This is a genomic window from Listeria monocytogenes ATCC 19117, assembly GCF_000307025.1.
GTDB lineage: Bacteria > Bacillota > Bacilli > Lactobacillales > Listeriaceae > Listeria > Listeria monocytogenes_B.
Window position 1 is genome coordinate 394,097 of the sequence record NC_018584.1, and the last position, 14,367, is coordinate 408,463.

A 14,367-nucleotide genomic window follows, 5' to 3' on the forward strand; every position below is an offset into this window, starting at 1 on the left:
AGCAGGTTAAAATGGCGAGAAGCTATGTCGTCAGAATGCATTGAGAGCGTGTTAAGTGCTGCTATCACTCACCCGTCTTCATTAGCGATACAAAAAAAGCCCTTAATAGCCGAGATTTTTTTAAAAGGTATAAATCATTGGCAACAGGTTAAATTTCATATCATCTAGTTTCACCTGTTTAATGTGTGTTTCTCGAATAACAGAAAAAATACTAGCACTCAAACTAACTGCGAGATATCTCCGTTCAGGATTTTCTTTCGCGTAAGAACTTAGCATTAATTTGTCATAAATAATGTCATAAAGATATTCTCGTATATACATATCTATTTGCATAATTATGGATAAAAAACCTTTGCCCCATTCCTTTGAAATCGATTCAACAAAATCACGAGTTTGCACTAGAATAGACCAAATGAACTCTTCGCCAAACAAGAAGTTATTAATCGTGTGAATTTCCAAATAATTATGTAAGCTCGTCTTGATAACAGTCTTCAACAGATGATTTTTATCTTCGTAATGAGAATAGAATGTACTTCTATTAATATTCGCTTTCTTGGTAAGCTCATTAATTGAAATTGAATCAAAAGAATTTTGACGAAGCAAATGCAAAAAAGTATCAACAATAGTATCTTCTGCACGTCTATACCGAGGATCATGCATCTTCATTTTATCACTCCTATCCAACAAAACGAATATATTGTTGGTTGTTTTCACCATACTAATTTCATATACTTATACTATACAACATTTGTTGGATAGTATAAAGTGAAAGAGAGGCAGAAAAATGAATATTACAATCTTTGGAGCAAACGGTGGCATAGGTAAGTTTGTCACAAAACTCGCTATAGATAAAGGGCATAATGTTACAGCTGTTCTAAGACCAAACTCAAAAATGATAGAGAAAATGAGGATGGATGTTATATACGCTGAGCTACATCAACAGGATCAAATAAATAAAGCTATTGAAAATGCTGATGTTATCATTAACGCCATAGGACCAAGCTTGGATATGAGTCGTAAATTAAAGGGAACTCCAATTGCAGATGGTTTACAAAATATAATTTCAGCAATGAATAAACAGAACCGAAAACGATTGATTATAATTGGAACACCAACTCTAACTAGTAAAGAAGATAAAAATCATATTACTACAATATTGCCAAAAGTGATGGCAAAAATACTTTATCCCAATGCATATAGAGAAATGAAAAAAATGGAGAAAATTATTTATGTGTCCAACATCGATTGGACAGTAGTTCGCTTCATTAACCCTAATCTAAAAACTAATGGTAACGGATATGACTACGTTTTTGGAGATAAGAATGGAAAGTTAAGCATATCTCGCTATAACATCGCGAATTTTATTGTAGAGGAAAGCATGCAAGATAAATTTATCAAGAGAATGCCTATCGTTTTTAATAAGTAAATCTGAAATAGTTGGAGGTCATAAAGGATAAAAAATGACAAGAAACGTTGTAATAACATAATTCTTGTCGTTTTCACCTACATATAAATATATTTATCCGTGTAAGCATATATATAAGTATATATGCTATTTTTGATTCTTAGAAGCGTATAAGTTATATCTCACGAAAGGCTAAACTTCGGTATCAAGCATGAGGATAAAGACCAAGCTGTTAGTAGTTGGGGGGCATAAGGGCTAACAATTTTTATTTACACATTTACACAGGTTTAAATGTGTAAATAAATTATTTTTTTAGTTCGTTTAATAGAATTCAAAAGCAAAAGAAATCTACAAATCTATATGTATATCCGTCTACTTCTTTGAGGTTATAAAAATATATTCATATCTTTTATGGTCGGAAGTTGATTTGTAATTGTGATAGATATTAATCACCTAATCACAGGGAGACAGAGTATACCAGTATACTCTGTCTCCCTGTGATTTTTTTCGTTAAAAAATTCCTGTGCTTTTAAGATGAGTATTTAGGCTGTTTTTAAGGTTATAAAATAATAAATTCAGAATTTTTATAATTTAAAGATGTTCAAATAAGTTTTGATAAACTGCCTTGTATCCTTGAAGTTGACGTGTAGATAACTTTGTATTGATATAATTATCTAACAACATATTTACTATGTCATTAATAGATGGATTACCATCACTCCCCATCTCTTCTAAATCTTTAATATATGGTTTTAGAGTATTTAATTTAAGTATAACGTCTGAAGACATCTTTTGTGTTTTAGTTGCTTTTCTGCGAAAATCAACTTCATTAGGTACTGCCTGTCGGACAACGTTGACAGTTTCTTCAGGGATAGTACTTTGATATTCAGCAGGAATCGCATTATCTTTACTTGCGCTGTTAGGTTGACTGATAACAGACGATACTGGTGTAGTGTCTCTACCGAAGTCCCCTACCCCGGCAATATCTACTTTTTTTGAATTTAATGTAGATTTTCTTTTTCTAGAAATTATTGGAGATAATTTTTCATCATTAGCCATATAACATCACCCCTTTTCAAATATTTTGAAGCATTATTTCATGCTCGTCTAATTCATCTAATACATCAATAAACACTTGGTGAGCTCTAGTGTCCCACATATCTACCTTACCATTAACATTATAACTAACAGTTATACCTTCAACATCATAGACTTTAAGACGTTCTTGATATTTAACAATTGTATTTAATACATTACTACCATACATTTCTTTTGCTTGATCCAAAACTTTCTGGTCAACTCGACCACCTTTTCTAAGCATCATAGGTATTAATCCAAGAACATCTAATTCTGAATTATAGGTATCTGCAAGATATTGCATGTATGCTATGTATGTTTGAGCTCCGTCAAGGGATAATTCCTGTGTTTGTAATACGATAATACAATAATCAGCGGCTAACATGGCATTATCAGAGTAATCAGAGATAGTTGGTGGCACATCAATATAAATAGCAGCAATAAAACGAAATGTTAAATTATTCACTTAAAAAGCCATTGTAAAGCCGTTTTTTAGCGAATAGCTTCACAAAACGCTCACAAAAGCCGTGTTCAAGCGATGTTATAATGGGAGAGTATGAAACTAAATCCCATTAGACAGAGAGGAAGCAAGAATGTGAGAGAAATAAAAGTCAACGAAGTAACCTTCCAACAACACGCAACCAAATTGGCAAGTAAAAGTTCGGGAAGATACTTACCATTAAAAAACGGGAACATGGCTTATTCCAGAGCCAATTCAATTGATCAATTGCGCTCGGCTTTGATTGAGTTGGTGGATGTCGTGGAAGATTTTCAACACGTGACCAAGCAAGATGCGCCGATTAAAGAAAATGGGTATTGCTTATGCTAAACAAGACCAATTGATGGGACAAAAAATCAATCAGTTGGAGGTGCGTTAATTGGATAGCGCACACCGCCAACTAGAACAACAACTCCAACAAATTAAAAAAGCGAAAATAATGGCAGAAACGGATGTCGACCAAACGAGAAGAAAACAATTGGGACTAATAATTTAGGTGAAATTACCACTTATCATGTTGAAAGTGGTAAAACGTTTTGGAAAATGATGAATAAAGGGGAAAATATCCCTGTTATCAATCCAATTAAGTAGGAGGAATTTATGGATAATTTAGTAGCAGTAAATAAAATTGATTCTCTTGTTGAAGAGAAGGTAGAACTTTTGATTAATAATCAAAAAGTAGTTGCTTTTAATGCCTCGCCTCAAGAATTAGAGATAGGCGAAGAATATAAAGCAGAAATAGATATATTTACTAATGATTTTTTAGAAATTACAGAACAGAAAAATGAACAAATAAAAAGAATTGAGCACCTTAACAATTTTAGTTACATGCTTTGGGGGGAGTTATTAGAGGATAACGTATTGGATGTAGGTTTTTTCATTACAAGTGACTTATTGGAAGACTATGAACATTTAGTAGGGCATTATATTTCTTTTGAAGTAGACAGGTTGCAGATATACTGCGAATCATAAAATTTGGTGATTTCTTTAATCAATAGATTTAATTGTCAAAAGGGAATTTCTATAATTGCATAAATATTAGAAACTGTTAATATCAAATATTGGAAGAGAATTATTATGACAAAAAAAGAACAACTATACTTTTTATTAAATGGAATGGATAATGGAGAAATAGAGATTAATACCTTTATAAATCAGTTTATAAAAATTTTTGATTTAGAAATAGATTATGATGAATTGTCCAAGGATGAATACACAATTTTAGGGAATGTGTCTGATATGGCTGCTAGATTCTCTGATAGCGAAGAAGATTTGAAATTACCTAATGTTTACTACAGTGAAAAGCAAATTAGAGAAGAAGTGACTCGTTCTTTAGAAGCTTTAGCTTGAATTATAATTAAAACAGGATAGCTTTGAAGAGTTGAGTTATACCAATCCCAATAACAGAAGAAATTGAATGTAAATATAACTGATTATATAGCATCTTCTTTTCGAGCGTAGGCTAGATAAAGTTTTGCAAAATCGTTTGGAGCAGGGGAAAGAAGGCATATAAAAAGAGACTTCATTCAAATTTTGAAATAAAAAACTTAGAAAGGAGAAAATCATATGGTTTCACGTAAACAATTAATCCATAAAACTCAACTTTCTAAAACAAAAAAACAGACTCTAAAAGTAACCATAGATCGCCCTATAGGTTATGTCGACAAATTCGGCAATGTCTATCCGCTGAATTATGGGTTTGTGGAAGGTGTCGTTGGTGGTGACGGGGAAGAACAGGATGTGTATGTTTTATCGAGAGAGATCTCTGAGCCAATTGATACGTTTCAAGGAGATTTAATTGCGGTGATTACCCGAAATGATGACGTGGAAGATAAATGGGTGGTCGCAGCCCCGAATGAGGATTTCACCATAGAGGAAATTAGAGAGAAAGTACATTTTATTGAGCAATATTTTGATTCGGAAATTAAATTGATTTAGGGTGGAATAAAGCGTGCAACCTTAAAACAGGAGGCGGAAAACAATGGAAGAAAGATTTGAAAAAATTTATACCCAAGGAAAACTCAACATTATGGAAATTTGGGTTGATAAAGAAACCGGTGTGCAATATGTTTACCATTTGTCTGGTTATGCGGGTGGAATGTCACCACTTTTGGATGCAGATGGGAAACCGCTACTTGCTGATTTATCTAAGCTTAATGGCGCTGAGTAAAGTGGGAAATTGATTTCTAGTCAAATAAATACAGGCATTCTCTTCTTTCTAAATAGAGAATGCCTGCTTTTTTATGCCCGAGTACTTGATTGGTTACTGTTAAAAAGTTTATTCCATACCTACAACTGCTTCAACGCAAGCTCCGTCAAGTTCTCTACAGTAAAGCCAAATCGTCTTGCTAGCTCATCTCCCGGGCCAGACATACCAAACGAATCAATCGCGAGGATTTGGCCTGTGTCGCCGAGGTATTTGTGCCAGCCGTATGATGCGCCCATTTCTGCGGCGAAGCGATTTTTCACTGCTTTTGGTAAAACGGACTCTTTATATTCAGGGCTTTGTTTGTCGAATAAATCAAAGCTTGGCATGCTGACTACGCGTGCTCCGAAGCCTTTTTTAGCGAGATTATCTCTGACAGCTGTCATTAGGTGTACTTCGGATCCAGAAGCGAGTAAGATAATATCTAGTTTATCAAGCGGGGAATCGGCTAAGATGTAAGCACCTTTTGCAAGTCCGGTTTGCGCTTTTGCTGCACTATTTGGTAAAATTGGCAGGTTTTGGCGGCTAAGAACGAGCATGGTTGGTTGTTCTTTTTGAGTAAAGGCATAGCGGTATGCTTCGACGGTTTCGTTGCCGTCAGCTGGTCGGATGACGTGAAGTCCCGGCATGGCGCGGAAGGATGCGAGATGCTCGATTGGTTCGTGCGTTGGACCGTCTTCACCGACTGCGATGGAATCATGGGTCATGATGAAAGTGGATGGAATGCCCATTAAAGCTGCTGAACGAATCGCGGAACGTAGATAATCCGAGAATACGAAGAAGGTTGCGCCGAAAGCTTGAACACCGCCGTGAAGCGTCATTCCGTTGACTGCTGCTCCCATTGCGAACTCGCGGACGCCGAATGAGATATTTTTGGCGGCATAGTTACCTGGAGCAAACCGTTCGCTAGCTTTTAAATGGGTTTTATTGGAGGAGGCCAAATCGGCCGCGCCACCAAATAGGTTAGGCAGTTTTTTCTCCAATTCTTGTAGAACAATTCCTGATACTTCACGGGTTGCAACGGCTTTATCCGCATTTTCATCGAAGACAGGAAGTTCTGCATCCCAATCCGCATCCAAATTATCATCCATTAATTGTTGCAAACTTTCTGCGAGTGCTGGATATTTTTGTTTGTAAGCATTGAATGTCCGGAGCCAGCTGCTTTCACTCGCGCGACCTTTAGAATGATAAAATTCTTTCTGATTTTCGACAGTTTTTGGTAATTCAAAAGGTGGCATTTGCCAATCGTAAGCTTCTTTTGCAAGTTTGAGTTCTTTTTCGCCAAGTGGGGAGCCGTGTGCCGCCGATTTTCCGGCTTTACCAGGGCTACCGTAACCGATGACCGTTTTCACTTCGATTAAAGTAGGGCGGGATTTCTCGGTTTTTGCGAGATGGATTGCTGCATCAAGCGCATCTAAGTCATTTCCGTCGTCCACACGTAGCGTTTGCCAACCGGCTGCTCGGAATCTGAGTTCGATGTCTTCTGAAAAAGACTCGTTTAAATCGCCATCCAGTGAGATATCATTCGAATCATATAAAACAACTAATTTTCCCAGTTTTAAATGACCAGCAAGGGATGCGGCTTCGTAGGAAATGCCTTCCATCAAACAGCCGTCTCCGCATAGCACGTAGGTATTATGGTCAACAACCGGGAATTCAGGTTGGTTAAATTTGGCGCCAAGGTGAGCCTCGGCCATCGCCATCCCAACTCCCATTGCGAAACCTTGACCAAGTGGACCGGTAGTTGCATCGACACCAACCGTATGACCGAATTCAGGATGACCGGGCGTTTTACTACCAGTTTGGCGGAAGTTTTTCAGCTCGCTCATTGGTAAATCATAACCAAATAAATGTAGCAAACTATAAAGCATTGCCGAACCGTGACCAGCTGACAAAACGAAGCGATCGCGGTTAAACCAAGTTGGGTGTTCTGGATTGAATTTTAAATGATTTTTCCAAAGCGAGAAAGCCATTGGTGCGGCTCCCATCGGCAAACCGGGATGTCCGGAGTTCGCTTTTTCAATCATATCCATTGATAATACGCGAATCGAGTTAACCATTTGTTCATCAATTCTGCTCATATTAATTGCCTTCTTTCTGACTGAACGCTTCCCAATCTTTTAAAAATCCTTCAATACCTTTATCAGTCAAAGGATGAGACCAAAGTTTCGGGAAAAGGCTTCCTGGGATAGTCGCGATATGTGCTCCGGCTTCAGCGGCTTGTTCTAAATGCCCGATATGGCGGATACTTGCTGAAATGATTTCTGCTTTTAGACCATAATTATCAAGCACTTTTTTCAAGTTTTTAATTAAAATCATTCCGTCTGTACCAATATCATCTAGTCTTCCTAAGAACGGGCTAATATAAGTCGCGCCAGCTTTTGCAGCCATTAATCCTTGGGAAACAGTGAAAATAAGCGTAACATTTGTTTTAATGCCTTCAGCTGTGAGGGTATGGACTGCTTTTAAACCTTCTTCCGTCATAGGAATTTTTACTACTACATTTGGCGCCCATTTTGCTAGAATTCGAGCTTCTTCTACCATTTTGTCTGCTTCGAGGCCGATAACTTCTGCGCTAACTGGACCGTCTACGATAGAACAAATTTCTTTGATTACTTCTTCAAATGGTCGCCCTTCTTTTGCGATGATGGTTGGATTGGTTGTCACACCGTCCACTAAACCAAGTTCGCTAATTCGTTTTATTTCCGATACGCTTGCTGTGTCCAAGAAAAATTTCATTATTTACTCGCTCCATTCTCTCAGCTGAACTTTAAAGCTGAATACTTTATTTAATCGTATAACCACCGTCGATAATTAGGTTTTCCCCAGTAATAAGGCTCGCTGCGTCACTTACTAAAAAGAGGGCGCATGCGGCAACTTCTTCTGGATAACCAAATCTACCGGCTGGAATTAATTTTTTCATGTCTTCGCCGACTTGACCTGCCCAAGCTTTTTTGCCAAGTTCCGTCAAGATAACGGTTGGGGAAATCGCATTGACATTAATGTTGTAAGGCGCCCATTCCATTGCTAGCACTTGCGTCATAGAAACAATCGCTGCTTTACTAGCGCAGTAGGCAACGTGTTTATCAAGTGCAATAACAGAAGCTTGAGAGGCCATATTAACGATTTTACCGCCGCCAGTTGCAATCATTTCGCGACCGATAATTTGCGCCATTAGGAACGAACCTTTTAAGTTCAGTTCCATTGTTTTATCCCAGTACTCTTCTGGTAAATCTTCTGCTTTTTCGAGAAGTGCGACACCAGCTGAATTGGCTAAAATATCGATTTTTGGATAGACTTTTTTGATTTCGGCAACGACTTTTTCGATGTTTTCTTTCTTCGTAATATCGACTTGAAGTGCTAGCGTTCTTGATGGATTGATTTTTGCTGCGACATCTTTTACATCTTCTTTAATATCAAGCAAGACAACATAAGCTCCTTTTTCGGAAAAAAGTTCTGCCATTGCTTTACCAATCCCGCTTGCTGCCCCAGTTACCACGGCTACTTTGTCTGTAATGTTAAAATCTTTATCAAAACCTTTAAAAGTCATTTTTCATTACCTCCAATAAATTTTTTATCTATTTTTTTGGTCGATTTCTTCCATTAAATCTACTTTTGCTTGGGAGCGTCCGCCCGAAAAGTCGCTATCCAGCCATGTATCAAGTAGAGATACGGCAAGGGATGGCCCGATTACTAGAGCTCCCATGGTCATAATATGTGCGTCGTTACTTTTTCTTGCGCGTTCTGCTGAATAAGAATCATGAATTTGTGCTGCGCGAATGCCGTGAATTTTGTTTGCTGTAATGGCCATTCCAATACCTGTACCGCAAATGAGGATCCCTCGGTCATAATCGTTGTTTTTAACTTCTAGTGCTACTTTTTCGGCAATACTTGGATAAAGTACTTTTTCGTTTTCAAAACTGCCGAAATCAGTAAACTCAATATTTTTCTCCTTTAAACGTGTGATGAGGGTTTGTTTTAGTTCGTAACCCATTTCGTCACAACCAATTGCGATTTTCATACTAACTCATCCTTTCGTTTTGCTAACAATAGAAACAATGTCGGCAAAATTTTGCGGTTTATGGCCAAATCTTCCGACGAATAAACCATCGACATTTTTTTGACGGACAATTTCTGCGGCGTTTTCTTTGCTGACCGAGCCACCGTAAATAATTCTTACGAGCGTTTCATCGCCGCCTAGTTCGCGAATAATTTCACGCAGCGCTTGATGCGCGCTTTCGATGTAGTTTGTCTCAGCTGAAGACGCCTTTCCAATTGCCCACTCCGGTTCATAAGCCAGAACAACATTTTCCCACTGTGCTAAATTAATTGTCTGAAACAGCGCTTCGATTTGTTTTTTTAGCGCATTTTTTAATTCATTTGTATCATTCGCACGGACTTCTTCACCCACACAGACAACCGGAGTGATTTTTTCGTCCAATGCAAGTTTAATCTTCTTCGCTATCTCACTAGTTTTCTCATGAAAAAGGTTTTTGCGTTCTGCGTGACCAATTTCGACATAGTTCGCGTTTAAGTCAATGATAGATTCCACCGAAAATTCACCAGTTAGCGGGCCGGATTTCTCCGGCGCCATATTTTGTGGACCAAAGCCAAATAATGTCCCCGCTAAAAGGTTGGCGGTCGTTTCGAGTGTGCCCATAGAAGGAAAGATAAACGTATCCACATCAGAAAAATTTTTAAGAAGAGGGATTGTCGCTTCTAACCATTCAGATGTCTGAGCCCGAGTGTTAATATAGTTTTTCATATTAATTCCAACTAAGGGTTTACGCATAAATCAGACCGCCTTTTTTAAATTTTCTAAAATGACATTCATTAACATCCAAGACGATTCAGAGCCAGGATCAAGGTGACCAATTGCTCGTTCGCCAAGTCTTAGTGCGCGACCTTTCTTAGCAATAAGTGGGATAGTGGACTGAGCGCCAGCATGCATAGCATCTACAAATGCGGAAAAAGTTTCGATTGGAGCTGCATTTGTATCTCGATTTTGAAGCACTTCCACGCCAGGCAAGAAGGCGTCCATCATCGTTTTATCACCAAGTTCGGCTTTTCCGCGATGTTGAACCGCAGCGGCCCCATTTATAATCATGCCGCAAAGCTCGTCGAAGTTAACCTCCGTTTTCCCAGGAACATCAGCGCCACATTTCATAAAGAAACTGCCATAAAGCGGGCCAGATGCGCCACCAACTTTTCCAAGGAGAATCATTCCGGATTTTTTAAGCAACGTTGCAATATCGGGAGAAGCAGTGAGTAATTCGTCTAATTGTTTATTCACTTCACGGAAGCCAATGCTGAGATTGATTCCGTGGTCGCCGTCTCCAATATCCGAGTCCAGTCCGGTTAAGTAATCACGTTCTTTTTCAATTAGCGCTCCCATGTCCTGTAAAACGTGGCCGAAAAAAGCGCTATCCATAACTAATTCGCTCATTTTTATTCCTCCAGTAGTAATTTAGTCCACTTTGAAATATGGTGTGTCGCACGGTGTATCTAAAAGATCTTTCAGTTCATCGTCTAAACGAACCAGTGTAATCGACATACCAATCATATCCATCGAAGTCGCGTAGTTCCCAACAAGTGGGTTATGAATATGCACGCCTTTTTCTTTCAAAATTTCATCGACGCGGCGATAACAAATATATTGATCCATCACTGGTAAACCGCCAAGTCCATTAATAAGTACATGCACTTCTTCATCCGCAGTTAATTTCATTTCTTCTATAAGATAGCCCATAATTTGATCAACCACTTTATCAGCTGGTTCGATGGAAGTGCGTTTGATTCCTGGTTCACCGTGGATTCCCATACCAACTTCCATTTCGCCTTCTTTCATTTCGAAAATAGCTTTACCAGTTACAGGAAGGGTAGAAGAAGAAAGCGCAACACCCATCGAGAACGTATTTGCATTAGCTTTTTCAGCAGCTTGTTTCACCGCATCTAGGTCAAGTCCTTTTGCTGCTGCAGATGCCGCTGCTTTAAATACAATTAAGTCACCAGCCACACCACGACGATCTTCTACATTTTCAGCAGAGTAAATATCATCTGTTACAAGCACTGTTTCAACGCGAATACCGTCGTCCGCAGCCATTTCAGCGCCCATATCAAAGTTCATCACATCGCCAGCATAATTTCCGTACATATATAGACAACCTTTACCGCTATCAACGGCTTTTACTGCGTTATAACAAGGTTCTGGAGAAGGGGAAGTATTAATGTTCCCAACTACCGCCGCATCCGCGAAATCTTTCCCAACATAACCAAGGAAAAGTGGTTCATGACCAGAACCGCCACCAACAATAATCCGCACACGAGGTTCTTCGCTCATTTGTTTGCTTACGATTACTCGCTTATCATTTTCTGCAAAATCTACGTATTTCCCTTGTGCCGCAACATAACCAGCTAACATTTCTTCTACTGCTTCATACCCATCATTCACTAAACGTCTCATTTTTCTTCCTCCTTCATATTTTTATAAGAATAGTGATAGTAAAAATCCGCCAACCACGCCACCAACTACAGCTGCTGCCAAATTGACTACCGATTTAGAAAATTTACCGCCTGTTAAAAGGGAAGCTGTGAATACACCAATACCAGCTGCAACCGCCATATCTACCCAAACTGTTCCAGATTGATAGATCATTGATTTTGGAATACCATGATTAATTGTCCAAACTGTACCAACGATAAATGCTGCTGCCATCCAACCTCCGATAGCGCCCCATTCATCAACCATTTTTCCCCACATCATTCGAATAGCAAAAGGGAATAAAAAGCCACCTGCAATCGTTGCTAATGCAATACCAATGCTCATTATTTACACTCCTTTTTAGACTAATTGATTTTCGTTTAAACGCTCTTCTTCTTTCATATTCATGCCAGGTTCTGTTTTTTCTTGTTTTGCTTCTTGTTTTTTTGCCATATCTTTTTCAATTGCTGCGGCCACGATTCCAGCTAGAACTGCTCCAATCGCAACAAGACCAATCGTTGGAAGCGAACTTACTAACTCGCCACCACCTTGCATAAAGACATCACGCATAATTCCGCAAATCCCAATTCCGACAGCCATATCAACAAACGCTGCGTCTTCATCATTTTCGATTAAACCAACATAGTGATTCATAAACCACATTGGACCAATAATAATGAAAGCTGCCAGATAACCTCCAAAAATACCATAATTCTCGGCAAGTGGAGTCCAAACACTCATAACAATCATACCTGCGATACAAAAACCAATCATTCCTCTAAAGAATTTCATAATAAACTCCTTTCGAAAATAGTATTGTCATGTAAAAATTAATTTACATAGTTCCCAGTTACAAAATTGCGTTTTATTACGTTTTTAATGCACGTTTGTGAGTTCTTGTAGGATAGCTTCTTTGGATGGATTAACGAGAGATTGAACAGCGGCAGTAAATGCGCCTTCAACAAGTGGGGCATCGATGATGGTTGTTTTTTCAAGGAGGTCAGTTTCTAATAATTCGAGTGCTGTTTCGGCACTTAAGATAGCGCTTCCAATATCGCAAAAAATATAAATATGTTCAGAATTAGTGCAAGTCGCGATGTTATCAGCTATCATGATTGCATTTGTGCCAAGACGCCCGTCGCCAGTTCCGCCAGAGGAAATAATATGTACTGTATCTCCAACCATTTCAACAATCATTTCTTGGAGGCCTTCTGTGATTTTTTGACTGTGAGATACTAAAACAATACTTATCATTTGGTTGCTCCTTTCTGTTTTTAATTGTGTTTAATTGCTATTTATATCCTAACATACTTGTTTTTTATTGTAAAGTGCTATCTTTTGTTGTGTTTTATAAAATATATTTGTGTTTTGTTATTTTTTTGGGTAATATGTATATACATAAAGAAATCATTGATAGGTAAAAGGAGGGCGAGCGGATGTTTCCATTTGAAAGACAAAACAAAATAATTCATCTACTAGACCAAAATAGCAAAATAACTGTACCAGAATTAAGTCGTATCTTGGATGTCTCGATTAGTACCATCCGAAATGATTTATCTTCATTAGAAGAAAGCGGGATGATTAAAAAAGTACACGGGGGTGCGGTACTTTTAAAGAGTGAAGAGAAATTTACTAATTTTAATGACCGGATTATTCGCAACATCGAAGAAAAAGAAGCGATTGCGAAAGAAGCGGCGACTTTAGTAAAAAACAATCAAACGATTATTCTTGATGCCAGCTCGACTGCACTGGCGCTTGCAAAAGAGTTACATGGTTTTTCAAGGCTGACTGTCATTACAAGTGGACTCTACACAGCAATCGAACTAAAAGACAACCCGAATATCAGCGTTATTTTAACTGGCGGGATTGTGACGACGAACTCTTTTACACTGGAAGGGATTCTTGGCGCGAATTTAATTGAAAACATCCATGCCGATTTATGTTTTATGTCAGCAAAAGGTTTTACAATGGAAGAAGGCTTAACTGATTTCAACATTTATGAAACTGAACTAAAACGACTTCTTGCTAAACGTACTAACAAATTGATCGCACTTTTAGATCATACAAAAATGGGCGTAATCTCCACCGCGAGCATTACAGCAGCAGAAAACATCGATTTACTAATTACAGATAACAAAATAAATAAAGCATTATATAAAAAATTCCAAGATGCAGGACTTCCTGTCAAAATTGCGGAATAAAATAGAAATTGAAACTCTTTGGGCGACAATTGGTTCAAAGAGATTTTTTTGATAGGAGATTGAAAATGGATTATATTATTACAACTGATTTACCAAATGCGGAGGAATTTGTTAAACTTCGAGTAGATGCTGGTCTTAGTTTCCGATCTATTGAAGTTTCACGTCAGGCTCTGTTGAAGAGTGTGTATTTTGTGGGGCTACGTTCGAAGGAGGACAATGCACTTATTGGCATGGGGCGGCTCGTTGGTGATGGAATTATGTTCATCGTTTCTGATATAGCAGTGCTTCCGGAATTTCAAGGTAATGGTTATGGAAAACTAATTATGACCCATATTAAAAACTATATAGATTCGAATTTAGATAAAACTGCTTGTGTTACATTACTTGCCGATGTACCAGCAGATGGTTTATACAAACAATTTGGTTTTCGAGAGTCCGCACCAGCTTCAATCGGAATGATTTACCAAATGAAATGAAAACAGCTCGGGGACGCCCTCA

The 14,367-nt window shown here is 38.2% G+C and carries 19 protein-coding genes and 3 pseudogenes; 9 read left to right on the forward strand and 13 right to left on the reverse strand.

Annotated elements, in window-relative coordinates:
• Positions 1–120: 120 nt before the first annotated feature.
• On the reverse strand, positions 121–666 hold the full coding sequence (locus LMOATCC19117_RS01870; protein WP_003734819.1) for a TetR/AcrR family transcriptional regulator: 546 nt from the start codon (positions 664–666) through the stop codon (positions 121–123).
• A gap of 118 nt (positions 667–784) precedes the next feature.
• Here LMOATCC19117_RS01870 and LMOATCC19117_RS01875 point away from each other — a divergent pair, with 118 nt between their 5' ends.
• Positions 785–1,426 (forward strand): NAD(P)H-binding protein, encoded by a 642-nt coding sequence (locus LMOATCC19117_RS01875; protein ID WP_003728159.1) that lies wholly within the window; start codon positions 785–787, stop codon positions 1,424–1,426.
• 570 nt (positions 1,427–1,996) lie between these two features.
• Here the strand turns inward: LMOATCC19117_RS01875 and LMOATCC19117_RS01880 are convergent.
• Positions 1,997–2,464: a hypothetical protein gene (locus LMOATCC19117_RS01880; RefSeq protein WP_003734818.1), complete on the reverse strand. Its 468-nt coding sequence runs from the start codon at positions 2,462–2,464 to the stop codon at positions 1,997–1,999.
• A 16-nt stretch (positions 2,465–2,480) separates the two neighbouring features.
• Positions 2,481–2,915 (reverse strand): annotated as a pseudogene (locus tag LMOATCC19117_RS01885) (ParA family protein); the annotation flags it as partial.
• Positions 2,916–3,077: 162 nt separating this feature from the next.
• Here LMOATCC19117_RS01885 and LMOATCC19117_RS01890 point away from each other — a divergent pair.
• The 6 genes and pseudogenes from LMOATCC19117_RS01890 to LMOATCC19117_RS01910 all read left to right on the forward strand — a co-directional run bounded on the left by LMOATCC19117_RS01890 (position 3,078) and on the right by LMOATCC19117_RS01910 (position 5,151).
• A pseudogene (locus LMOATCC19117_RS01890) lies at positions 3,078–3,360 on the forward strand (DUF3130 domain-containing protein).
• Positions 3,361–3,459, forward strand: a pseudogene (locus tag LMOATCC19117_RS15015) (ribonuclease P); the annotation flags it as partial. It abuts the pseudogene before it with no gap.
• A gap of 122 nt (positions 3,460–3,581) precedes the next feature.
• Positions 3,582–3,953, forward strand: coding sequence for a hypothetical protein (locus LMOATCC19117_RS01895; protein ID WP_003731763.1), 372 nt, complete (start codon positions 3,582–3,584; stop codon positions 3,951–3,953).
• A 105-nt stretch (positions 3,954–4,058) separates the two neighbouring features.
• Positions 4,059–4,331 carry a hypothetical protein gene (locus LMOATCC19117_RS01900; protein ID WP_003731762.1) on the forward strand — a complete coding sequence of 91 codons (273 nt, stop codon included), beginning with the start codon at positions 4,059–4,061 and terminating at the stop codon, positions 4,329–4,331.
• Between the two features lie 216 nt (positions 4,332–4,547).
• Positions 4,548–4,919 (forward strand): inorganic diphosphatase, encoded by a 372-nt coding sequence (locus tag LMOATCC19117_RS01905; RefSeq protein WP_003728153.1) that lies wholly within the window; start codon positions 4,548–4,550, stop codon positions 4,917–4,919.
• A 43-nt stretch (positions 4,920–4,962) separates the two neighbouring features.
• Positions 4,963–5,151 (forward strand): DUF6440 family protein, encoded by a 189-nt coding sequence (locus LMOATCC19117_RS01910; protein ID WP_003724274.1) that lies wholly within the window; start codon positions 4,963–4,965, stop codon positions 5,149–5,151.
• Between the two features lie 119 nt (positions 5,152–5,270).
• Here the strand turns inward: LMOATCC19117_RS01910 and tkt are convergent, their stop codons facing one another.
• From tkt to dhaM2, 10 genes are all read right to left on the reverse strand, one after another.
• Entirely contained in the window at positions 5,271–7,268 is a 1,998-nt protein-coding gene (gene tkt / locus LMOATCC19117_RS01915; protein ID WP_003734815.1) for a transketolase, read from the reverse strand.
• Between the two features lies 1 nt (position 7,269).
• Entirely contained in the window at positions 7,270–7,926 is a 657-nt protein-coding gene (gene fsa / locus LMOATCC19117_RS01920; protein WP_003734814.1) for a fructose-6-phosphate aldolase, read from the reverse strand.
• 46 nt (positions 7,927–7,972) lie between these two features.
• Positions 7,973–8,737, reverse strand: coding sequence for an SDR family oxidoreductase (locus LMOATCC19117_RS01925; protein WP_003723195.1), 765 nt, complete (start codon positions 8,735–8,737; stop codon positions 7,973–7,975).
• Positions 8,738–8,761: 24 nt separating this feature from the next.
• Positions 8,762–9,208 carry a ribose 5-phosphate isomerase B gene (gene rpiB / locus LMOATCC19117_RS01930; RefSeq protein WP_003724276.1) on the reverse strand — a complete coding sequence of 149 codons (447 nt, stop codon included), beginning with the start codon at positions 9,206–9,208 and terminating at the stop codon, positions 8,762–8,764.
• A 6-nt stretch (positions 9,209–9,214) separates the two neighbouring features.
• Positions 9,215–9,979, reverse strand: coding sequence for a triose-phosphate isomerase (locus tag LMOATCC19117_RS01935; protein WP_003728149.1), 765 nt, complete (start codon positions 9,977–9,979; stop codon positions 9,215–9,217).
• Between the two features lie 3 nt (positions 9,980–9,982).
• Positions 9,983–10,633, reverse strand: coding sequence for a dihydroxyacetone kinase ADP-binding subunit DhaL2 (dhaL2, locus tag LMOATCC19117_RS01940; RefSeq protein WP_003724278.1), 651 nt, complete (start codon positions 10,631–10,633; stop codon positions 9,983–9,985).
• Between the two features lie 21 nt (positions 10,634–10,654).
• Positions 10,655–11,650, reverse strand: a complete 996-nt coding sequence (gene dhaK2 / locus LMOATCC19117_RS01945; RefSeq protein ID WP_003728148.1) for a dihydroxyacetone kinase subunit DhaK2 — start codon at positions 11,648–11,650, stop codon at positions 10,655–10,657.
• Positions 11,651–11,671: 21 nt separating this feature from the next.
• A complete protein-coding gene (locus LMOATCC19117_RS01950) occupies positions 11,672–12,013 on the reverse strand; it encodes a Lin0368 family putative glycerol transporter subunit (RefSeq protein WP_003728147.1) in 342 nt (113 codons plus the stop codon).
• Between the two features lie 15 nt (positions 12,014–12,028).
• Positions 12,029–12,460: a Lin0368 family putative glycerol transporter subunit gene (locus tag LMOATCC19117_RS01955; protein ID WP_003723201.1), complete on the reverse strand. Its 432-nt coding sequence runs from the start codon at positions 12,458–12,460 to the stop codon at positions 12,029–12,031.
• A gap of 84 nt (positions 12,461–12,544) precedes the next feature.
• Positions 12,545–12,922, reverse strand: coding sequence for a dihydroxyacetone kinase phosphoryl donor subunit DhaM2 (gene dhaM2 / locus LMOATCC19117_RS01960; protein ID WP_003724281.1), 378 nt, complete (start codon positions 12,920–12,922; stop codon positions 12,545–12,547).
• A 182-nt stretch (positions 12,923–13,104) separates the two neighbouring features.
• Between dhaM2 and LMOATCC19117_RS01965 the strand changes: the two genes are divergently transcribed.
• Together LMOATCC19117_RS01965 and LMOATCC19117_RS01970 are read left to right on the forward strand one after the other, a co-directional pair.
• Positions 13,105–13,869, forward strand: coding sequence for a DeoR/GlpR family DNA-binding transcription regulator (locus tag LMOATCC19117_RS01965; RefSeq protein WP_003724282.1), 765 nt, complete (start codon positions 13,105–13,107; stop codon positions 13,867–13,869).
• Positions 13,870–13,934: 65 nt separating this feature from the next.
• Positions 13,935–14,345, forward strand: coding sequence for a GNAT family N-acetyltransferase (locus tag LMOATCC19117_RS01970; RefSeq protein ID WP_003724283.1), 411 nt, complete (start codon positions 13,935–13,937; stop codon positions 14,343–14,345).
• Positions 14,346–14,367 lie beyond the last annotated feature (22 nt).

Excerpts from the sequence above, each read along its gene's own strand:
- LMOATCC19117_RS01870 (WP_003734819.1), bottom strand. The coding sequence starts at position 666 with ATGAAGATGCATGATCCTCGGTATAGACGTGCAGAAGATACTATTGTT.
- LMOATCC19117_RS01875 (WP_003728159.1), top strand. The coding sequence starts at position 785 with ATGAATATTACAATCTTTGGAGCAAACGGTGGCATAGGTAAGTTTGTC.
- LMOATCC19117_RS01880 (WP_003734818.1), bottom strand. The coding sequence starts at position 2,464 with ATGGCTAATGATGAAAAATTATCTCCAATAATTTCTAGAAAAAGAAAA.
- LMOATCC19117_RS01895 (WP_003731763.1), top strand. The coding sequence starts at position 3,582 with ATGGATAATTTAGTAGCAGTAAATAAAATTGATTCTCTTGTTGAAGAG.
- LMOATCC19117_RS01900 (WP_003731762.1), top strand. The coding sequence starts at position 4,059 with ATGACAAAAAAAGAACAACTATACTTTTTATTAAATGGAATGGATAAT.
- LMOATCC19117_RS01905 (WP_003728153.1), top strand. The coding sequence starts at position 4,548 with ATGGTTTCACGTAAACAATTAATCCATAAAACTCAACTTTCTAAAACA.
- LMOATCC19117_RS01910 (WP_003724274.1), top strand. The coding sequence starts at position 4,963 with ATGGAAGAAAGATTTGAAAAAATTTATACCCAAGGAAAACTCAACATT.
- tkt (WP_003734815.1), bottom strand. The coding sequence starts at position 7,268 with ATGAGCAGAATTGATGAACAAATGGTTAACTCGATTCGCGTATTATCA.
- fsa (WP_003734814.1), bottom strand. The coding sequence starts at position 7,926 with ATGAAATTTTTCTTGGACACAGCAAGCGTATCGGAAATAAAACGAATT.
- LMOATCC19117_RS01925 (WP_003723195.1), bottom strand. The coding sequence starts at position 8,737 with ATGACTTTTAAAGGTTTTGATAAAGATTTTAACATTACAGACAAAGTA.
- rpiB (WP_003724276.1), bottom strand. The coding sequence starts at position 9,208 with ATGAAAATCGCAATTGGTTGTGACGAAATGGGTTACGAACTAAAACAA.
- LMOATCC19117_RS01935 (WP_003728149.1), bottom strand. The coding sequence starts at position 9,979 with ATGCGTAAACCCTTAGTTGGAATTAATATGAAAAACTATATTAACACT.
- dhaL2 (WP_003724278.1), bottom strand. The coding sequence starts at position 10,633 with ATGAGCGAATTAGTTATGGATAGCGCTTTTTTCGGCCACGTTTTACAG.
- dhaK2 (WP_003728148.1), bottom strand. The coding sequence starts at position 11,650 with ATGAGACGTTTAGTGAATGATGGGTATGAAGCAGTAGAAGAAATGTTA.
- LMOATCC19117_RS01950 (WP_003728147.1), bottom strand. The coding sequence starts at position 12,013 with ATGAGCATTGGTATTGCATTAGCAACGATTGCAGGTGGCTTTTTATTC.
- LMOATCC19117_RS01955 (WP_003723201.1), bottom strand. The coding sequence starts at position 12,460 with ATGAAATTCTTTAGAGGAATGATTGGTTTTTGTATCGCAGGTATGATT.
- dhaM2 (WP_003724281.1), bottom strand. The coding sequence starts at position 12,922 with ATGATAAGTATTGTTTTAGTATCTCACAGTCAAAAAATCACAGAAGGC.
- LMOATCC19117_RS01965 (WP_003724282.1), top strand. The coding sequence starts at position 13,105 with ATGTTTCCATTTGAAAGACAAAACAAAATAATTCATCTACTAGACCAA.
- LMOATCC19117_RS01970 (WP_003724283.1), top strand. The coding sequence starts at position 13,935 with ATGGATTATATTATTACAACTGATTTACCAAATGCGGAGGAATTTGTT.